The sequence below is a fragment of the Lysobacter sp. Root983 genome (assembly GCF_001429345.1).
Taxonomy (GTDB): Bacteria; Pseudomonadota; Gammaproteobacteria; order Xanthomonadales; family Xanthomonadaceae; genus Lysobacter.
Genome location: NZ_LMJO01000012.1, coordinates 536,476 through 555,100, shown reverse-complemented (window position 1 = coordinate 555,100; position 18,625 = coordinate 536,476). Strand labels below are relative to the sequence as shown.

19 protein-coding genes are annotated in these 18,625 nt (G+C 65.8%); 6 read left to right on the top strand and 13 right to left on the bottom strand.

Annotated features, from left to right (window positions below):
* Positions 1–317 precede the first annotated feature (317 nt).
* The 4 genes from ASE43_RS09785 to ASE43_RS09770 all read right to left on the bottom strand — a co-directional run bounded on the left by ASE43_RS09785 (position 318) and on the right by ASE43_RS09770 (position 5,156).
* On the bottom strand, positions 318–728 hold the full coding sequence (locus tag ASE43_RS09785; RefSeq protein ID WP_157499812.1) for a hypothetical protein: 411 nt from the start codon (positions 726–728) through the stop codon (positions 318–320).
* Between the two features lie 178 nt (positions 729–906).
* Positions 907–3,189 (bottom strand): S8 family serine peptidase, encoded by a 2,283-nt coding sequence (locus ASE43_RS09780; protein WP_082607212.1) that lies wholly within the window; start codon positions 3,187–3,189, stop codon positions 907–909.
* 542 nt (positions 3,190–3,731) lie between these two features.
* Positions 3,732–4,136, bottom strand: coding sequence for a VOC family protein (locus tag ASE43_RS09775; RefSeq protein WP_057160318.1), 405 nt, complete (start codon positions 4,134–4,136; stop codon positions 3,732–3,734).
* Between the two features lie 153 nt (positions 4,137–4,289).
* On the bottom strand, positions 4,290–5,156 hold the full coding sequence (locus tag ASE43_RS09770; protein WP_057160317.1) for an NAD(P)H-binding protein: 867 nt from the start codon (positions 5,154–5,156) through the stop codon (positions 4,290–4,292).
* A gap of 227 nt (positions 5,157–5,383) precedes the next feature.
* Here ASE43_RS09770 and ASE43_RS09765 point away from each other — a divergent pair, with 227 nt between their 5' ends.
* Positions 5,384–6,712, top strand: coding sequence for a sorbosone dehydrogenase family protein (locus ASE43_RS09765; protein WP_057160316.1), 1,329 nt, complete (start codon positions 5,384–5,386; stop codon positions 6,710–6,712).
* Positions 6,713–6,777: 65 nt separating this feature from the next.
* Entirely contained in the window at positions 6,778–7,131 is a 354-nt protein-coding gene (locus ASE43_RS09760) for a hypothetical protein (RefSeq protein WP_157499808.1), read from the top strand.
* Between the two features lie 15 nt (positions 7,132–7,146).
* Here the strand turns inward: ASE43_RS09760 and ASE43_RS09755 are convergent, their stop codons facing one another.
* Together ASE43_RS09755 and ASE43_RS09750 are read right to left on the bottom strand one after the other, a co-directional pair.
* Positions 7,147–7,647 carry a DinB family protein gene (locus tag ASE43_RS09755; RefSeq protein ID WP_057160314.1) on the bottom strand — a complete coding sequence of 167 codons (501 nt, stop codon included), beginning with the start codon at positions 7,645–7,647 and terminating at the stop codon, positions 7,147–7,149.
* 21 nt (positions 7,648–7,668) lie between these two features.
* Positions 7,669–8,007 (bottom strand): hypothetical protein, encoded by a 339-nt coding sequence (locus ASE43_RS09750; protein WP_057160313.1) that lies wholly within the window; start codon positions 8,005–8,007, stop codon positions 7,669–7,671.
* Positions 8,008–8,501: 494 nt separating this feature from the next.
* Between ASE43_RS09750 and ASE43_RS09745 the strand changes: the two genes are divergently transcribed.
* The 3 genes from ASE43_RS09745 to ASE43_RS09735 are packed head-to-tail and all read left to right on the top strand — an operon-like array spanning position 8,502 to position 11,250.
* Positions 8,502–9,656, top strand: a complete 1,155-nt coding sequence (locus ASE43_RS09745; RefSeq protein WP_056178370.1) for an SPFH domain-containing protein — start codon at positions 8,502–8,504, stop codon at positions 9,654–9,656.
* A 20-nt stretch (positions 9,657–9,676) separates the two neighbouring features.
* On the top strand, positions 9,677–10,990 hold the full coding sequence (locus tag ASE43_RS09740; protein ID WP_057160312.1) for a hypothetical protein: 1,314 nt from the start codon (positions 9,677–9,679) through the stop codon (positions 10,988–10,990).
* Entirely contained in the window at positions 10,990–11,250 is a 261-nt protein-coding gene (locus ASE43_RS09735; RefSeq protein ID WP_057160311.1) for a hypothetical protein, read from the top strand. Before ASE43_RS09740 ends, ASE43_RS09735 begins: the two co-directional genes overlap by 1 nt.
* Positions 11,251–11,316: 66 nt before the next feature.
* On the opposite strand, the gene ASE43_RS09730 is transcribed toward ASE43_RS09735, so the two are convergent.
* The 3 genes from ASE43_RS09730 to ASE43_RS09720 form a co-directional block, all read right to left on the bottom strand.
* Positions 11,317–12,165, bottom strand: coding sequence for a trypsin-like serine protease (locus ASE43_RS09730; protein ID WP_082607211.1), 849 nt, complete (start codon positions 12,163–12,165; stop codon positions 11,317–11,319).
* 138 nt (positions 12,166–12,303) lie between these two features.
* Complete coding sequence (locus tag ASE43_RS09725; protein ID WP_057160310.1) at positions 12,304–12,804, bottom strand: SRPBCC family protein; 501 nt, start codon at positions 12,802–12,804, stop codon at positions 12,304–12,306.
* Positions 12,782–13,144 carry a metalloregulator ArsR/SmtB family transcription factor gene (locus ASE43_RS09720; RefSeq protein WP_056178362.1) on the bottom strand — a complete coding sequence of 121 codons (363 nt, stop codon included), beginning with the start codon at positions 13,142–13,144 and terminating at the stop codon, positions 12,782–12,784. Before ASE43_RS09720 ends, ASE43_RS09725 begins: the two co-directional genes overlap by 23 nt.
* 200 nt (positions 13,145–13,344) lie before the next feature.
* Here ASE43_RS09720 and ASE43_RS09715 point away from each other — a divergent pair, with 200 nt between their 5' ends.
* The gene (locus tag ASE43_RS09715; protein WP_057160309.1) at positions 13,345–14,001 is read left to right on the top strand and encodes a phytanoyl-CoA dioxygenase family protein; all 657 of its coding nucleotides are present in this window, start codon (positions 13,345–13,347) and stop codon (positions 13,999–14,001) included.
* Positions 14,002–14,236: 235 nt separating this feature from the next.
* Here the strand turns inward: ASE43_RS09715 and ASE43_RS09710 are convergent, their stop codons facing one another.
* The 4 genes from ASE43_RS09710 to ASE43_RS09695 form a co-directional block, all read right to left on the bottom strand.
* Positions 14,237–14,779, bottom strand: a complete 543-nt coding sequence (locus ASE43_RS09710) for a DUF4189 domain-containing protein (protein ID WP_082607210.1) — start codon at positions 14,777–14,779, stop codon at positions 14,237–14,239.
* A gap of 244 nt (positions 14,780–15,023) precedes the next feature.
* Positions 15,024–16,283: a delta-60 repeat domain-containing protein gene (locus ASE43_RS09705; protein ID WP_057160307.1), complete on the bottom strand. Its 1,260-nt coding sequence runs from the start codon at positions 16,281–16,283 to the stop codon at positions 15,024–15,026.
* A gap of 927 nt (positions 16,284–17,210) precedes the next feature.
* Positions 17,211–17,993 (bottom strand): NrdJb, encoded by a 783-nt coding sequence (locus ASE43_RS09700; RefSeq protein WP_056178347.1) that lies wholly within the window; start codon positions 17,991–17,993, stop codon positions 17,211–17,213.
* 113 nt (positions 17,994–18,106) lie between these two features.
* The gene (locus tag ASE43_RS09695) at positions 18,107–18,625 is read right to left on the bottom strand and encodes a hypothetical protein (protein ID WP_057160306.1); all 519 of its coding nucleotides are present in this window, start codon (positions 18,623–18,625) and stop codon (positions 18,107–18,109) included.

Below are 18,625 nucleotides of genomic sequence, written 5' to 3'. Positions count from 1 at the left end.
GACCTCTCCGCTGACAGGCTGCGTTGAAGACCACGCAGTGGGACTGACCCACAAGCGCATCGCGCAAACCTGTCGAAAAAATGGCTTGTGCGCATACGGTCGATCGCGGAAATGCGCATCCGCACTCAGGTATTTCACGCGCAAAAAACAAGGATTGGAGTGGACCTTCTAGAAAGTCCACTCTGACCCCTGCCCCCCCTGCGCTTGCATGTGGACTCCACTTGCTCCCGGATCCGTTCACAGCGAGCCGGGGCATCATGCGCCCGGTTTCGGGGTCAGGTCAGGCGGTGGAGAGGGTCCGGATTTGGACGGGGATATTAGCCGTCCCGGTGCGCTCCGGCTTCCCACTCGGTCCAGTACGCCTCGCTCGCGGCATCGAGTTCTTGCAGCGTGATCGGTGCGCCGCTGTCGACGAAGAGTTCGACCGAACGGTACTGGAGCGTGAGCGTGCCCCCCTCGCAAAAAATCTTGAGCGGCGGACCCGGCTCGGCGCTCAGGATCTCCGGCTTGATGTAGCGAATGTCAGCCAGCGCGATGACGCTACCGCCCCTCATCACAAGGGACAGCTTCGAGCACTCCGACAGCACCACGTCGAACCCGGCGCCCTTCCCTGGGAACTTCGCGCGCAGGTACGGGATATCGATGAACAGACGGACCTCTCCCGGCACGGCACCCTCGGCGCGCGTCAGCACACCGTCGTGGAAGAGGTTCCATAGCATCGGGTCCAAGGCAGTACTCCCGGCTTGATGAGCCATCGAGATGATGCCAGACCGGCGCAAGACCGGGCCGGCAGGCGCTCTCTGCAACGAATACACCCGGACACCACCTTGCGGCGATGCCCGGGCGCCTCCGCCTGTGCGGAGTCAGCTCATCCGGCGCGTCCGGCGCCGGGGTGTTGCGTTGCGCTTACTTCGACAGCCGCTGATAGACCGGATCGGCCAGAGGGCTGGCGACGCGCCTGGCCTCGCGGCCGTATTCCAGCGCGCCGCTGGTGCTGGGCAGGAACTCGCTGTCCTTGGCCGGCACGTACTCGGCGATCACGCTTAGGCCCTTGATGGCGCTTTCCGATACGGTCCAGTTGGCGCGGCCGGTCTTGTCCAGCCCGGCGGGCTCGGCGATGTCCTTGCCGTCGACCAGCAGGCGGGCGGCGCCGGTGGGCACTTCCTGGCCGCGCGCGAAACGCGCGACGGTGGCGGTCAAGATCAGGCTGTCGCCCTTGGCGTTGGCGCCCAGCGAGGTCTTGGTGCCGCCGCGCTGCACGTCCTGGCTGACCTTCGCGCTTTCGGCGAAGATCTCGTCGCCGGTGGTGCCGACGTCGAACTCGCAGTCGCCGCGGATCTTGCGGTCCTTCAGCGGTTCGCAGACGCGGCGCGCCAGCTCGACGTTCTCGGGCTTCATCGGCGGGATCTTGTCCTCCGGGAAGGGATCCTTGCGATAGTTGCCGGTCGAGTCTTCCTTGGCGTAATCGAACAGCGAGGTCTTGTCGGTCACGCGCCAGGAGTCGACGAAGCCCGGACGGGTCCATTCGTTGGCCGTCAGCACGCCCATGATGCCCTCGGTGGCGGGCGTGTGGTACGCGCGCACGTTGATGTACCACTGGCTCTGGTTCGACCACCAGTTCGAGGTCGCGATCAGCGTGGTGCCGTCGGGGAAGTCGATCTGGATGCCGTTGCTGCCGTACTTGCTGACGCGGCCGCCGACACCGAGGGCGATGCCGCCCGGACCGGGGCTGACGAGCGTACCGTTCACGCGCAACTGCAGCCCGCTGGGATCCGGCACGCCGCTCAGGTTGGGCACCCAGGTGACGCGATAGCTGCCCACGCGCGCGGCGATGGCGGTGTTGACGCTGACCCACGGTGCGCTGGGAACGACCGTCTGGCGGGTCTGGATCTCCATGCCCATACCGCCGAGCAGGGCCACGAACTCACCGCCCGGCTGGAAGTCGTAGTACAGGCCGTTGACGGTGGTGATGTGCGGGTCGCCGTCGTTGAAGCCGTCGTTGAGCGAGCCGTAGTGCAGTTGCTCGTTCGGCGAACCCACACCGCGATTGATGACGCCGGGCCAGCCCGGAGTCGCCGCGGTGTTGTCGGCGTTGTGGATCGCCGCCCAGACCGCCGCCGGCGTCGATGCCGGGTGGATCTGCAGATAGCGCGCGGCCACGCCGGCCACGTGCGGGGCCGCCATCGAGGTGCCCGACATCACCGCCGTCGAGGCATCGTTGGCGATACCGGCCGACAGGGTGCTCACGCCAGGTGCGAACAGATCGACGCAGGTGCCCCAGTTGGAGAAGCTGGCACGGGTGTCGTTGTTCGGATTGATCGCGCCCACCGTGATCGCCGTCGGCGCGCGCGCCGGCGAGATGTTGCAGGCGTCGCCATTGTTGTTGCCCGCCGCGACCGAGTAGGTGACGCCGGAGGCCACCGAGTTCGCGATCGCCGTGTCCAGGGTGGGACTGGGCGAGAAGCCGGAACTGAGGTTGGCGACCGCGGGCAGCACCCGGTTGGCCGTGACCCAGTCCACCGCCGCGATCACCGGCGCCAGATAGGTGTTGGCGCAGTCGCCGGCGCGTACCGGGTGCAGCAACGCCTGCTTGGCGATGCCGAAGGTGGTGCCGCCGATGGTGCCGGCGACGTGGGTGCCGTGACCGTGGCAGTCGTTGGTGCCGGCGGCCAGGTTCATGGTGTTGGTGCCGCCCGACACGCGTCCGACCATCTCGTTATGGGTCGGGCGGATGCCGGTGTCGATCACGTACACGTGCACGTTGTTGCCGGTTTCGCTGTAGGTGTAGCGCAGATCCAGCGGCAGCAGGCGCTCGCTGGTGCGGTCCAGGCCCGCGGGCGGGTTGTTCTGGACGACGTTGAGATCGCCGACCTGGTCGACCTCGATGTAGGCGACGTCCGGGTTCTGGCGCAGGCTGCGCACGGCGTTGTCCGGCAAGGTCGCGCTGAAACCGCGCAGCGCGCTGGTGTAGACGTAACCGATCTTGCCGCCTAGCGCGCGCACGCGCTCCTGCGAGGTTTGCAGCGACCTGCTGGCCACGCCCTGCTTGTAGACCACGATGTACTGGCCCGGGATGCGCTTGGGCGCGTTCTCGTTGATCAGCGGCGCCATCGGCGTCTGGGCCATGCTCGCGCCCAGCGGCAGCATCGCGGCGATCAAGCCGGAGGCCACCCATACCGCGGCCCGCACGCCGCGTCGCTGCGGCGGCGTTCCTGTCCGCCCTAGATTGTCGTTCGTCCTTTCCATGATCTCGTACTCTCCATGATGGTTCGGGTTTGCCTGGTGACAGGCGTCCATCGTCGGTACACGACGATTCGGCAGCGGGACGGCATGGCTTCGCCCATCCGGGCTTGAAGCCGGTCTCGGATGCATAGCGGGGGTTCGGTCTGACGACCCGATGCGTACTGCGGACGACACCGTCGACGAACGACGATGGCACTACGATAGGCGCGGTTACGTTGCGCTAGCCTCCATGGCTGATGCACGGTCCCTGTGTAACGTATTCAACGCGTAAGCCGACAGCGACAGGTCATCGCGGCGTTACGCGTGCGTGGAGCGCATGGAAAACGGTTGCTACATGAATTCGTTCGGCTTTGCGCGACTAGGACATTCTTGTCTCACCGTCGCCGGCCATGCGGCACGGCGTGGGCTGCGCACCGGAATAGCCGAGACGGCGCCCGAGTTCGCGTCGAACGAACGCGAACACGGCGGGCTCGTCATCTCCCTTTCCCTCATCGCGACGGGTGCTGCCAGCACTTGTAGACGAACTCCAGACTGTGCCCATCGGGATCCAACACATTCGCGGCGTAGTAGCGCGGATCGTAGTGCAATCGCGGGCCCGGTGCGCCCCGATCGGTCGCCCCTGCCGCGATCGCTGCCGCATAGGCCGCATCGACCTGCGCCTCACCCGCCGCCACGAAGCCGATATGCACCGCGTCCGGTTGCACGGATCCATGACGTAACCAGAAGAACACCCGGCCGTCGGCACCGAAGCCCTTGAGATCGGGATGCCCCGGAGGGCCATCCTTGCCGTCGTAGTCGTGTTTTCGCTCGATACCGAGCGGGGCCAAGGCGACCGTGTAAAAGGCGACCGAGCGGCCGACATCGCTTACCGACAGGAAGAGGTGATCCAGCATGGCGCGACTCCGTTCGGGGGCGTTCTTGCACTCTATTCCAGATCGCGCAAGGCAAGGCCTTGGGGACCAACGATAAGCCCGCCATCCATGCGACGTGGCCCGCGCTTTCCGGCACCGCAGCGCTGATCTTTGTGCAGGTCCGCCCCTCTTGGACTAAGCCTGCGACTTGGCTACCAAATCCCGAACATAGGCTTCGAGCGTGGTCGTGCCTCGCAGCGGGTCGTCCGACACGTCGAAGCCGCTATCGACGGCGACCGCAGTCATCCGCGCATAGGAGTCGGCCGCGGCGTCGGAGAATCCCAGCTTGAGGAAGGCCTGCTTCCATGCTTCGCGCGGTGTGACCACCACCTCCACCGGTCGGCCCAGGGCTTGCGAGAACGCGTGCGCGACGTCGTTGGACGAGTACAGGCGCGGACCTTCCACATAGCGCACGCCCGTGTCGTCCAGCGACGACAACAGCCTGGTAGCGGCCGCCCAACCCAGATCGTGCGGCGCGACCATGGGAAGCGCGAGATCGGCGGGAAACAAGGTTTGCAGCTTGCCGGTGGCGCGGACGGCATCGAGTTGCCCGTCCCAGTTGCTCATGTAGTAGGCCGCCCGGTTTATGGCCGCCGGGATGGTTTGTCCGCGCAGGCCTTCCTCGAGCTCCCACAACACGTTGAGATCGCCGATGCGATCGCCTGGCTGCGCGCCCCCGGTCGATTCCGCGACCACCTTCTCCAGGCCCGAGCCTTCGAGCGCGGCCAGAATCTTGGCGACGGTGTGCCTTTCGACCGCGTCGGTATCCGTGCTGGTATCGGCGGGCGGATTGAGTAGGAGAGCACGGTGTCCGCGTCGGAGGGCCGCATGCAGCGACGCCGTGTCCTCCACATCCGCCTCGACGATATCCGCGCCCTTCGCACGCCACTCGCCGGCGCGCTCGGCGGAACGGGTAACGATAGCGACCGCCTCTGCGCGCGCGAGCAGCGCCTCAGCGGTGGCCGACCCCACATGCCCCGTACCGCCCATGATCACGTACATGCACCGTCCTCTCCTTTGCCGCGTTGGCCTTGGTTTGATAACCAGTGGCAGATTAGTTGTCGGCTGGAAATCTCCGGTGAACGTCAGGTCTTCATGAGTTAACGTCTTGCGGTAGCCACGCCTTCACGCGACGAGTACGAAGTCACATCGACTTCATGGCGTCCAGCGGACACTGAAATGCGTAGGCAGATTGCGTCTCGGCTGCGCTGCCCCATAAGGAAGCCGCCATGCTCCGCATCACCCCGCTCGCACGCGCGACCGCGTACGCGCTGACGCTGTCGGTCGTCGTCGGTTGCGGCGGCTCCGCCCGCCTCGCCTCCAAGGCCGATACCGGGCCGAATCCGACGCTGCCTGAGCCCGCCTCTACGCTGATCCCCACCGTCAAAGTGGCCAAGGCCGTCGGCTGGCCGACGGGCGCGAAGCCGAGGCCGGCAGCGGGACTGGCGGTGAACGCGTTCGCGACCGGGCTGGATCATCCACGTTGGCTGTATGTGCTGCCCAACGGCGACGTGCTGGTCGCGGAAAGCAATCGTCCGCCGACGCCGGATCCCGCGTCGAATCCGATCCGCGGCATGTTCATGAAATCGGCTTTCGAGAAGGCCGGCGCCGCCGCGCCCAGCGCCAACCGCATCACCCTGCTGCGCGATGCCGACGGCGATGGCGTGGCGGAAGTCCGCGCGGTCTTCCTGCAGAACCTGATGTCGCCGTTCGGGATGGCGCTGATCGGCGACGAGTTTTACGTCGCCAACGCCGACGCGATCGTGCGCGTGCCGTACCGTCTTGGCGACCTGCGCATCGACGCCGTACCGACGAAGTTGGCGGATCTCCCCGGCGCGCCGCGCAATCATCATTGGACCAAGAGCCTGCTGGCCAGTCGCGACGGCGGCAAGCTGTACGTGGGCGTCGGTTCGAACAGCAACATCGGCGAGAACGGCATGGACATCGAAGCCGGCCGCGCCGCGATCCATGAGATCGACGTCAAGACCGGCCAGAGCCGCGTTTACGCCAGCGGCCTGCGTAACCCGGTGGGTCTGGCCTGGCAACCGCAAAGCGGCGCCCTGTGGACGGTGGCGAACGAGCGCGACGAGCTTGGCAGCGACCTGGTGCCCGACTACCTCACCTCGGTGCGCGACGGCGCGTTCTATGGATGGCCGTACAGCTACTACGGCACGCATGTCGATACGCGCGTGCAACCGCAGGACCCCGCAATGGTGGCCAAGGCGATCGCACCCGACTACGCGCTGGGCGCTCACGTCGCCGCCCTGGGGCTGGCGTTCTATGAAGGCAAGCTGCTTCCTGCGCGCTACGCCAACGGCGCCTTCATCGGCCTGCACGGTTCGTGGAACCGCAAGCCGCCTAGCGGCTACAAGCTGGTTTTCGTGCCGTTCGCGAACGGACGGCCCACCGGCCCGATCGAAGACGTGCTCACCGGCTTCCTGGACGAGCGTGGGCAGGCGCACGGGCGGCCGGTGGGCGTGGCGATCGACGGCCGCGGCGCGGTGCTGGTAGCCGACGATGTCGGCAATGTCGTCTGGCGCGTGACGCCGGCGCGCTAGCGCCCGATCTCAGTACCGCCCAGCCGAGCGCGGCTGGTCTGCCCATCGAACCGAGGATTACGACCATGCTGCAGACCGCGACTACCCTGTTGGCGATCACCGCGTTGGGCGGCTTGCTCATGGCGATCATCCGCTTCTCGCGCAAGCGCAATCCACCCGCCTGGCTGGCCATGCTGCATGGCTTGCTGGCCGCATCGGGCTTGACCTTGCTGGCTTATGCCGTTTGCATGCTGACCGTGCCGTCTTCCGCGATACTCGCGCTCGCGCTGTTCCTGCTGGCCGCCGCCGGCGGTGCGGTCATGAGCTTGGCTTACAAATGGCGCCAGCGCCTGCTTCCGGCCTGGCTGGTCGTCGGCCATGCGACCGCCGCCGTTACCGCACTCGCCCTGCTGTTCCTGGCGGCACTCGGCCCGGCCTGAGCGCGGCGCGTACGCTCAGGCACCGCGCCTGGACGGCTCGCTTTGGTGCAGGAACTTGGTGTACAGATCGCGCGGCGCATCGATCGAGATGGACTTGAGCGCCTCGCCGACATTGCCGCGGTGATAGCCGCCATGCGTGACGATGTGCAACAGCATCTCCTCGCGGGACATGCGGCCGCGGTCGCCGTCGGTGAACCGGAAATCCAGGACTTCGGCCAGGACCGGTTCGGCGAGCGTGGAGACGTAGTCCAGATACCAGGCATCCGTGGCCCGCACGTCGGCCCGCAGCTGCTGCAGGCCAGGTGTGTCCTGCGTATTCGTCGCATCGAACGGTCGCGGCCCGCCGCTCAGGTGCGCGCGGAAGATGCGGTCGGTGACGTAGACGTGGTTGAGCGTGCGGATACAGGAGTGCAGCGGACCGGCGTGCTCGGCGGGCACGGACTCCAGCAGCGCGAACAACTCGGCGTTGGCCCAGGCCTTGTAGCCGAACAACGATTTTAGCGTAGCAATAGTCATGACTTCCTCGGTACCCGAACCCTAGCGCTTGCACGCCTCCCGCCCCACATAGTCCGCCACCGATCGCGGCGCCACCGGCGCCATGTCCTGGTCCGGTTTCGAGCGCGCCATGTCGTCCAGCGTAGCGCCGTTGCCGAGGTACTTCATCGAGCCGTTGAGGCAGTCGTAGAAGCGCTTCGAATAATTCGTGCCATCGGCGCCCGTACGCTTGGTGATGACGGTGCGGCCCGGCCATTTGCCGCCGATTTCGAGGATGAAGTACTGGGACTTGGCGTCGCTGGGGATGCCCAACGGCCATTCGTAGGCATAGGTCGCGGCCGAGAACATGAGCAGTGCCGCGGCAAGAGCGAAACGTCGCATTGCAGCCTCCGGTAAACGCTGACGCGTGAGGGACCATGGCTAAGCGGACAGCTGTTGCACGCACGATTGTAGGCCCGGCGGCGCCTGGCTGCTGACGCGCCGCAGCAAGGCGGCACTACTATCGGGCGGTCAGGTCGCGGCTGGGGCGAAAGCGCCCCTGCATCGGAGGACTCGCAACCGGTACCCGCCCGAATAGCGTCTGGGCCGATGGCAGGCGCCCGCCGGCGCGCTGCCCTCGGGCCGCGTAGCGCGAACCCAAGATGGCCGGGCTGGCAGGGCGCCGGGAGAGGCGCTGGCCGAGGCGAACGCGTCGGCCGGTCGGACCGTACAGAAGGAGATGGTCGAAGCCGGGCGCTGCGCATAGGCGCAAGAGCCGCCGGTTCGCCTGGACCAGCGCCGATTGAGCCGGCCCGCCTCCGGCGCGGCGCGCGGAACTGTATAGTTTCGGCGTGCAAGGCGGGCACGGTGCCCGGCCAAGAAACGTGGGGAAGGTCATGGGTCTGGTGCAGGCGGTGGCGGGTGCGGTCGGCGGCGTGCTCGCCGACCAGTGGAAGGACTTCTATACGGTTCCCGATGGCCTGCCGCCGACCGCGGCGCTGTTCGCCGCGGTGCCGCGCGGTACCAATGCCGGTCGCGGTTCGAATACCAGCGGTTCCTCGAACATCATCAGCAACGGTTCGAAGATCGTGGTTCCCGAGGGCTACGGGCTGCTGCTGTTCCAGGACGGCGCGATCACCGGATTCGTCGCCGAGCCGGGCGGCTACGAATGGCGGTCGGACGACCTCAACTCCCAATCCATTTTCGCCGGCGACGGCCTGGTCAGCTCGCTGATCAAGCAAAGCTGGGAGCGTTTCAAGTTCGGCGGCCAGCCGGGCGCGCAGCAGGCCGCGTTCTTCGTCTCGCTGAAGGAACTGCCGGACAATCGCTTCGGCACGCAGTCCGAGATCTACTGGAACGACGGCTTCCTCAACACGCAGGTCGGCGCGCTGACGCGCGGCTCCTACACGCTGAAGATCGTCGATCCGATCCTGTTCGTGAAGAACTTCGTGCCGGCCACCTACCTGCGGCCCGGCCAGGTCTTCGATTTCACCGACGTCGACAACGCCGCCGCCAGCCAGCTCTTCAACGAAGTCGTCGGCTCGCTCGCGCCGGCCTTCAGCCTGTATACGAACGACGCGGACAAGGGCAACCGCATCACCAAGATCCAGCAGGACTCCCTGGGCTTCGCCAAGAGCCTGTCCGACGCGGTGGAAGCGGCCTATCAGTGGAAATCCGACCGCGGCCTGGCCATCGTCAAGACCGCCATCGTCTCCATCGAGTACGACGCGACCACTCGGGAACTGCTCAAGACCGTGCAGCGTGCCGACGCGCTGTCGGGTGCGCGCGGCAATTCCAACCTGCAAGCCAGCGTCGCGGCGGGCATCCAGTCGGCCGGCGAGAACGGCGGCGCGGCGGGCCTGATGGGCGTCGGCATGGCCACGGGCATGGTCGGCGCGGGCATCGGCGGCCTGCAGCAGCCGGTGGCGCCGGCCGCGGCCGCCGCCGACGATCCGATCGCCAAGTTGAAGAAGGCCAAGGAGATGCTGGACCTGGGCCTGATCACGCAGGCCGACTACGACGCGCTCAAGACCAAGACGCTGGGTCTGTAAACCGGAGCCGCATAGCCGCCATGTCGAACCCCACCCGTTCGTCGCCACCGCCGCTGCCGCCGTATACCGGCCCGGGGTCGCCGCAGGACGTACCGCCCTTGCCCGGCAGCTCGCCGCTGGATCCGGCCGCCTTGCCCGAGCCGATCCGCGACGAGCTGCTGGCGCCCGATCCGGTCGCCATCGACACGTCCTCGGACGAGCTCAAGGACGGCCTCAACCGCTGCCCGAAATGCGGTGCGTCCGACATTCGCCACAAGCCGGGCAGCGACTTGCTGATCTGTCTGTATTGCCGCAACGAGTGGCAAGGCGCGCGGGTGGAGGAGGAGTTCGGACTCGGCGAGGGCCTCGACCAGCTCAAAGGCACCATCATCGCCTCGGGCGCGCGCGACATCGCGGCCGACGCCGCCAGCCTGATGACCTTCAAGTGCACCGGTTGCGGCGCCGAGGTGACGGTCAACACCGACGCCGGGATGACCGCGCGTTGTCACTGGTGCCGGCACGTCTTCGGCGTCAACGAGCAGGTGGCCAACGGCGCGGTGCCCGACGCGGTGCTGCCGTTTCACATCCGCAAGGACGATGCCGTCGCCCGTATCCGTCAGTTCGTGGACAAGCGCCGCTTTTTCGCGTTGAAGGCCTTCAAGGAACAGTTCACCCCGGAGAACGTCGTCGGCGTCTATTTGCCGTACATGATCGTCGACGGCAAAGCCAGCGCCGACATCGCCGGCCAGGGCGAAATCCAGACGCGCCGCTACACCAGGGGCAGCGGCGACGACAAGAAGACTTACTACGACGCGGACGTCTATCGGGTGGAGCGGCACGTCGACTTCACCGTCGACGACCTGCCGCTGGAATCGTCCACCGAACGCGGCAATCTGGATATCCGGGTCAACACCAACAACATCATCAATACCATCCTGCCGTTCGACACCAAGAACGCGGTGAAGTGGAACGCGTCCTATCTGTCGGGCTTCAGCTCGGAGAAGCGCAATACCGACGTGCAGCACCTGCGCCCGCGCCTGGAAGACCAACTTCTGTCGATCGCCCGCGCGCAGGTCGAGGAGTCGGTCGAGCGCTACGGTCGCGGCGTGCGCTGGGAGCAGGAACGGCTCGATGTCCACGGCACTCGCTGGGTGTCGATGTACCTGCCGGTGTGGCTGTACTCCTATCATCAGCCGGGCAGCAACGGCGGCATGCTGCATTACATCGCCGTGAACGGCCGCACCGGCGAGACGATGGGCAGCGTGCCGGTGCAGCAGTGGAAGCTGCTCTTGACCGCCATCACCGTCGGCACCTTCCTCGAAGGCATCGCACTCTGGATCGTGGGGAACTCTTAATGAGCGACGACAGCGGACTATGGCTGCTCCTGCTCGGCCCGGCCGGCGCCACCGGCCTGTATTGGGGCCTGTATCGGTACTACCGCAACACCGACAAGTCGCACGCGTTCGAACGCGAAACGATCGTCGAGGCGCAGCCTGTGACCGGCTCGGACCAGAAGATCGGCGAGGTAACGGGAACGCGGGAGACGGAGATCGACGGCAACAACGTGCAGGCCTACCGCAAGCGCGTGAAACGCATCGAGGGCGACACGGGCTGAGTTCGGCCACGCGCTGTCGGCGGTCCCGAGGAAGGCCACTCGGGCCTTCCTATCCAAGCCGGCGCGTCACGGCTTTTTTTGGATTTCGGTGTTTTCGCCCGACAGCTTCGCGGGCACCGCGATCGTCTTCTCGATCCAGCCGCGGTAGTGCTCCACCCGCACGCCGTAATTCATCTGTCCGTACTTGCCCGGCCAGGTTTCCATCGGATTGCCCTGCACGCGCTTCCATGCGGTGATTCCGGCCACCTGCCATTCGTCGCCCACCGCGACGAGCATGGGGCTGCCGCTATCCCCGTTGCCCAACGACGCCTCCAGCGGTAGCGCCGCCGGCGGCGGATCGAAGGTGTATCCGATCCATCGGCCCTCCGAGAGGCTGATCTCGTTGTAGCCCTGGCGCAGATCGGTCCGGTTCGGGCCGTGCGGATGGTGCCCCCGCGTACCCGTCCCGGTGGCGCCCCGCCCCATGATCCGCACCACCTTCCCCAGCGCCGATTCGCTGTAGATGCGCACGGGAGCCACGTCGCGCACCGGCTCGACCAACTCGATCAGGGCGATGTCGTCGGAAGCGGCCATGAACGCCAGGAAGGCGGCCCAATCGCCCGACTTGATGGCTGCGTCGACCATGTCCTGAGGCGGCTTCTTGTAATCCGGGTGAACTACGACACGGCTTACGGCGTAGGGAGTGCCGCCGACGACGACCACCTCCACCCCTTGCTGCCAGCCGACCACGTGGGCGGCGGTCAGCACCCACCGCGGTGCGATCAGGACGCCATGGCCCTCGCCCGGCACGTCGGCCAATGCCGGGAATTCGGATATGGCCATCCGATAGCGCATGTCGGGGACGTCGTCCCGAATGACGACCGCACCGGCGCCGAACGATGCCAGCAGAAAAAACGAAAGGACCGCACGACGCATCGGGCACCTGGAAAGCGATGTTTCGGGAAAGGAAGGGGCTCGCGAGAGCCCCATTCGAGTATCGGCAATTCGTCGGCGCCGAGCCAGCGGCTCTGAGCCGATGCGCCCCTCTCGCCCATCCGTCGCATGCGCCGGCGGTCACGCCCCTCTTGCGAGCAACGCATCCAGCTGCGCGAACTGCTCCGGCAGACCTTCCGCCGAACCGGCAAGGGCTTCGTCGAGGGCCGCTTGCGTCGGGTAGAGTTCGCGCAAGGTGACCAGCGTGCTGCCGGCGTTTTCTTCGAACGTCACCGTGGTCACGGCGCCCTGATCGCTTTCTTCGTTCGTCCACACGATGCGCTGGTTCGGCGTCACCTCCGTGTAGGTGCCGAAGAACGCTATCGGTTGATCGGTGGCGGGGTGGCGGAACACGAGGCGATACCTACCGCCGGTGCGAACCTCCATCTCGCACGAGAGCAGCGACAGGCCGGCCGACTCCGGAACCCACCACTGCTTGAACAAATCGGGCCGGCTCCACGCTTCGAAGACGATATGCGCGGGCGCGTTGAACCGTCGCGTCGCGACGAATTCGCGGTCGGACGTGCGCTCCACGACGGTGCGATTGATGGCGTCGGGGCTAGCTTCGTTTCCTTTTGGCATCTGCCTTCTCCTCGCGTTTCAATTGTTCGACTAGCTGGTCGAGCGCGTCGAAGCGCGCACTCCAGAGTTGGCGGTGGCGTTCGATCCAGGCGGCCTCTTCCTCCAGCCGGCGCTGTCCGAGCTTGCAGGTGCGTACGCGCCCCACCTTCTGCGTGGTCACCAGCCCCGCCTGCTCCAATACGCTGACGTGCTTCTTCATGCCCGTGAGGGTCATGTCGAACTTTTGGGCAAGGTCGGTGATGGAAGCCTCCGAACCGCCCAGGTGTTCGAGCACGCCGCGCCGGGTGACGTCGGAGAGCGCGGCGAAGGTTGCGTCGAGGCGGGCCTGATACTGAACCATATGGTTCACTGTAGAGCGCGCACGGGCGATTTGCAAGCGGATGGCCGCAGCCGACGAATCGGGGCCGGCTCCCGTCTCGCGTTATGTGGCCCTGCTGCTTGAGTGCCGCCGCTCATTGCGCGCTTACTTCGCCTTCGGGCTGTCCTTCCGGGCACGGACTCGGTAAAAGAACCGGCACCCGCAGACGAAGCCGAAAAACCATGATCGACCGCGAACGACTCCATCGGGACGGCTATGCCCTGCTCCGCGGCGAAATTCCGGCGGAGTGGCTGGACGATCTGCGCCGCGCCTTCGATACGGGCGTGCAGCCGTCGGAGCGCTGGCCCGTACCGCGCGGCGCGGACTGGCGCCATTCGCAGCTGGACCTCGACCCGACCGTGCAGGCCGTCTGTCGGCTGCCACGCGTCCTGGCCGCGGCTGGCGCGCTGATCGGCGAGCGGTTCTTCCTGTCGCAGGTGGAGGGGCGCGAACCCTTGCCCGGACAAGGCCATCAGGGGCTGCACCGCGACCTGTCGGCGCAGCGGCCCGGCGATACCGTGAACGCGCTGGCGTTCCTGGACGACTATGGCCCGCACAACGGCGCGACCCGCCTGGTGCCCGGCAGCCATCGCCCTAGGCCGGACGCAGCGCCCCCCGGGGAGGACGACGAGTCCCGCAGCACGCAACTAACAGGCGCCGCGGGCGACATCCTGGTATTCGACGCCGACCTCGTCCACGCGGGCAGCCTGAATCCGGGCAACCTGCGCCGCCGCTCCCTGCTGATGGGCTACTTCGCCGAATCCAACTACGCACAGCACCTGAAAACGATGCGACTGCGCGGCGTCCGAATGGACACCAGCGGGCGTTTCGAACCGTAGGGTAAGTTGCGGGCGCCACGCTTCTTTCCCGATCGCGGCGGTGTCGGCGCGGAAGCGCACATGGCGCCTTCGGCCGAGAACGGTCGCCGGGCGCCGGAGCTGTGCCGAACCGAAGCACTAAACCGCGCCGCTCCGCTCGGCGGCCCGCTGGGCGAGAGCTCGAGTCGTTAGCCTGCATGGGCGCAAGTGGCCAGCGCACCCGCCACTCGTCGGCCCCCAAACTTTCAATCTGCCCCTACGGCGGAACCGCCTCCTGAAAGCTGCAACCGCTGTGATAGATCAGGCACTCCACGCCGGATGCCTCGTCGCACAGTTTCGTCGCCTCGCGAATCGCGGCCTTCTCGTTGACCGCGGACGCCGCCACGCCGTGCCCTCCGCCCCAGGCGTATGCGGCGCATTGGTTGTAGAACGACAGTTGCACGGAGCATTTGCTCGGCTCTTTCGCCACCTGCCTGCAGTCGAGTACCGCATCTTTCTCGGCGGCCGCTTTCGACGCTCGACCGTTCGCCACGCCCAGTCCGCTGGCCCCTTTTTCCGTGGCATACGCGCCCCATCGGTCGGCCCAGACCATCTCGATGGTCTCTTGCTGTTCTTCCTCGCCTCCCTCGCCATAGCCCGGAATCGGCGCACAGGCGATGAAGTCCCGGGATCCGGTTTCGAACATGCCGGCAGGACACCGGCCTTCCGCGAAGCCGCTCAGCGGGAGCCCTAGCAAGACGAGCCCCGCCAGACCAACGATCGCGGCTGGGCGGGCGTTACCCATTGCCGGCTTTCTCATTTCGTTTCCTTTTCGGGTCCGGCGGTGCAGGTGCGGGGCACCGCAGTGTCGGCCAGGTGGTTCATGGGCTCAAGGACCAGTTTACGGCGACAGTCCTCGGGCTTATGACTCCAGAAAATCCCGCCTCGCGCCCCAGCGTGGGACGAACGACCCTGTGGCGTATGTCAACGGCACCGACCGCAGCAGGGCCCGCCCTCATCCCGGCAGCAAGCCCTGCCCTCAGGCCGGCGATTCGAACCGCAGCTTATTGATACCGGGCAACCACGAAGGTCACTGGCGAGTTGCCATAGCCCACCACGACGATTTTGCCGTCGCTCTGTATGGCGAGCCCTTGAACAGCGGCATTCGCGCTGCCGACGGCGGTGGCGACAGGCCCGAAGCTGTAGTCCTGGTTGCCGTACGGGTCGTAGCGGTTCAAGGTCAACTGGCGGTAGCTGCCCGCACCGGAGTAGCCGCCGACAATGATGCCGCCGGTGGCATCGATGGCGACATCGCTGCCGATCGCATTGCCGCTACCGATGGCGGTAAGGACCTTGCCGGTGCCGGATCCAAAATAGCTGTCCAGCGCGCCGGCGCTGGTGTAACGAACGGCAGCCATTCGATAGTAGCCGCCACCCGCGCTGTTCGCGTAGCCAGCAGCGACGATGTTGCCATCGCTTTGAATCGCCAGCGAAGTGGCGACGGCGGAGTTGCCGGTGAAAGTGCCACCCACATTGGTCAGAACCTTACCGCCGGTACCGAACGTGGTGTCCAGCGCGCCTGTCGTGGTGTAGCGCGTCAACGCGAATACGGTGCCGCCGCTCGATGCGTAGCCGGCCAGCACGGGCTTGCCATCCGCCTGGATGGCCAGGCTGTTGGCGAGGGCCGAGCTGGTGCCGACCGTCGAAGTGACGGTGCCGGTACCGCTGCCGAAGCTGTAATCCAAGGTACCGCTGCCGGTAAGGCGCGCCAGCGCAAAGCCGGAGCCGGCATAGCCCGCAACCCAGATCGAGCCGCCCTGGATCGCAACGGCGTAGGCTTCCGACGCCCCCGCGTAGAAATTGACGGTCGCCTTGCCCGAGCTGCCGAAGCTGGTGTCCAGCGAACCGTCCGCGTTGTAGCGAACAATGGTGAAGTTGCGGGTGGCGGTGAAGTTCGGGCACGAGGCGCCTGCAACGACGATCTTGCCATCGGCCTGCAAGGCGAGTGCGCGCGCTTGTCCCGAGCAACTGCCGGACAGCGTGGTGGTGACCATGCCGGTGCCATTGAAGCTCGTGTCCAGCGCACCGCTGGTCGTATAACGGGCCAGTGCGAAGTCGCCGAGTGCGTTCTGGCCGGCGCTGACAATCCGTCCGTCCGGCTGGATAACCACCCGGGCGGCGGCACCGTAGCCGCCGAATGCGGTGGAGGTGGTGCCCGCCGAACCAAACGTGGGGTCCAGCGCCGCGGCCCCTGCCGGCGTTGCCACTACGCCGATGGCACCGATGGCCATGCCCAACGAAACCTTCATCGTATTGCTGATCATTGCTTGCTCTCCTTGAGCGTGGTTGAGTCCATTTGGTTTTCAATTCAACTCACCGTCGCTGCGCAGCGATGGTGTTCTGAATACGCAAGGCTTGAAGGCAGCTGTGAGGTGCGTCGCTTGCCCAAGGTATCCGTGCTTGATTACAGGTATCACGCAAGTAACGTGCAGCATGGCTTGAGTCGCAATGACGGTCCGCTCGCGGCGATACGCCTGCCGACCTCTTCGAGTACCTGCTTGAGGCCATGCGACGCTGCGGGCGAAGCCGGCGACATCGCGAGATGCTCTTCAGGCATTTCTGGTTCCTCAAGCTTACGAGTGCGGTCTGTCAGCGAGTCGGCAGTAACCTGTCGTTCCGAATAAGATTTGATGCTCGAAAGGCAACGCCGCAATTCCATCTGCGACACAGATCCAATCGATGGCCCGCGACAGGCCATCCACGTCAGCCGAGCGCTGTCTTGTTCGATGCCCTGCTCGCCAGATGAAGAAGCGAAGCTCCAGGAACTATGTATTCCAGTCGAATACGTCCTCGATGTCCGTCCCGTAGTTGCCCCCTGCCCTAGACCAGGGCCACCCACGGCCCTGCTTCTCGGCCCAGAACATGCCTATGTGTGCAATGGCGAGCAGCCCCCCGGTTCTGCGCCGACATTCAGCCCCTCTTTTGCTAAGTGTGCACTAGGCGAATCTCCGTCGTTGAGACGCTCCGGAGACAGAGGCTACGCAGCGCTCGAGAGCACCGAACCCAACCATTCCTAGCCAGCGCGGCAGGCTTGGGGCGGTAGTAGTTCGTCAAAACAAAATGGGGCTCCGGAGAGCCCCATTTGGGTAGCAGCAGCGTCCAGATGCCCGTACTGGCAACCCGGGCGCCCAACTAGCGGCTTCAAGGTGCGCGCGCACCTTTCGTCATTCAACGTTGGCGCGTACCGGCGCTCAACCGCACTTGCTGTAACCGCAGTTCAAGCAGGTGGCGCAGCCGTCCATGATGACCAAGGCCTTGGTGCTGCACTTGTGGCACAGGGTGGCCGAGGGCGGGAAGGACACGCCTTCGCCGGTGACTTCGATGTCTTCGGCGTGGCCGCTGCCTTCGGTCTGGACGGGCGCGGAGATGGCTACGTCAGAGTTTTTTTTTGAGCGCTGCTCGTAAGCGGAGCGCTTCTCGGCGATCAGGGCGCGCTGGGCGTCGCTCATGTCGGGGTCGTGCATCATGCCGATCGACTTGAGGTGGTCCTCGACGATGGCGCCCATCTCGGCGACCAGCGAGGGCATGTAGACGCCGCCGGGCTTGAAGTAGCCGCCGCGCGGGTCGAACACGGCCTTCATTTCGTCGACCAGGAAGGTGACGTCGCCGCCCTTGCGGAACACGGCGGACATGATGCGGGTCAGGGCCACGATCCACTGGAAGTGGTCCATGTTCTTCGAGTTGATGAAGATCTCGAAGGGACGGCGCAGTTCGTGCTCGGTGCCGGCGTTGAGGACGATGTCGTTGATCGTCACGTACAGCGCATGCTCGAACAGCGGCGATTTGATCTTGTAGGTGGAGCCGATCAGGATCTCGGGGCGCTCGATGCGTTCGTGCATCTGGATGACGTCGGCGGTCGGCAACTCGTCGACGGCCTTGCGCGCGGCGGCCTCGGACCTGGCGCTTTCTTTGGCCTTGTCTTCCGGGGTGACGACGCTGTAACCCTTGATTTTCTTTTCGATCTTGACGGCCATGGGCCAGGCTCCTGTTGCGGTGGCGCTTTTCTAGTTTTGGTCTGGATGCGCGGGTAAGGCGCGGCCCTCACCCCAGCCCTCTCCCGCACGCGGGAGAGGGAGGGCTTGAAGGCTTACTTCTTCTTCGCGGCCTTCTTGGCGGCCTTCTTGGCCGGCTGGCGCGGAACCTTCTTGGCGGCCTTGGCGGCCTTCTTCTTGGCCGGCTGCTTGACGACCTTCTTGGCCGCCTTCTTCACTGCTTTCTTGACGGCCTTCTTGGCTGCCGGCTTCTTGGCCGCCTTCTTCGCGGCCTTCTTGGCGGCCGGTTTCTTGGCGACCTTCTTCGCAGCCTTCTTGGCGGCGGGCTTCTTGGCGACCTTCTTCGCGGCCTTCTTGGCCGGCTTCTTGCCGGTGGCCTTGGCCTTCAGCGCGGACGCTTCCTTCTTGGCCTTGGCGCTGGCCGAAGCGAGCTTCTTCTTGGCGGTGCCGACGGCCTTCTTGGCGGCCTTGCGCGCCTTGGTGGCGGTCTTCTTGACCGACTTCACCGCGTCTTCGGCGCGGGTGGCGATGGCGCTACCGATGTTGGACGCGGTTTCTTTCACGTTCTCGGCGGCCTGGGTCAGGGTCGCCGTCACTCCATTTCCGTTGCTCAT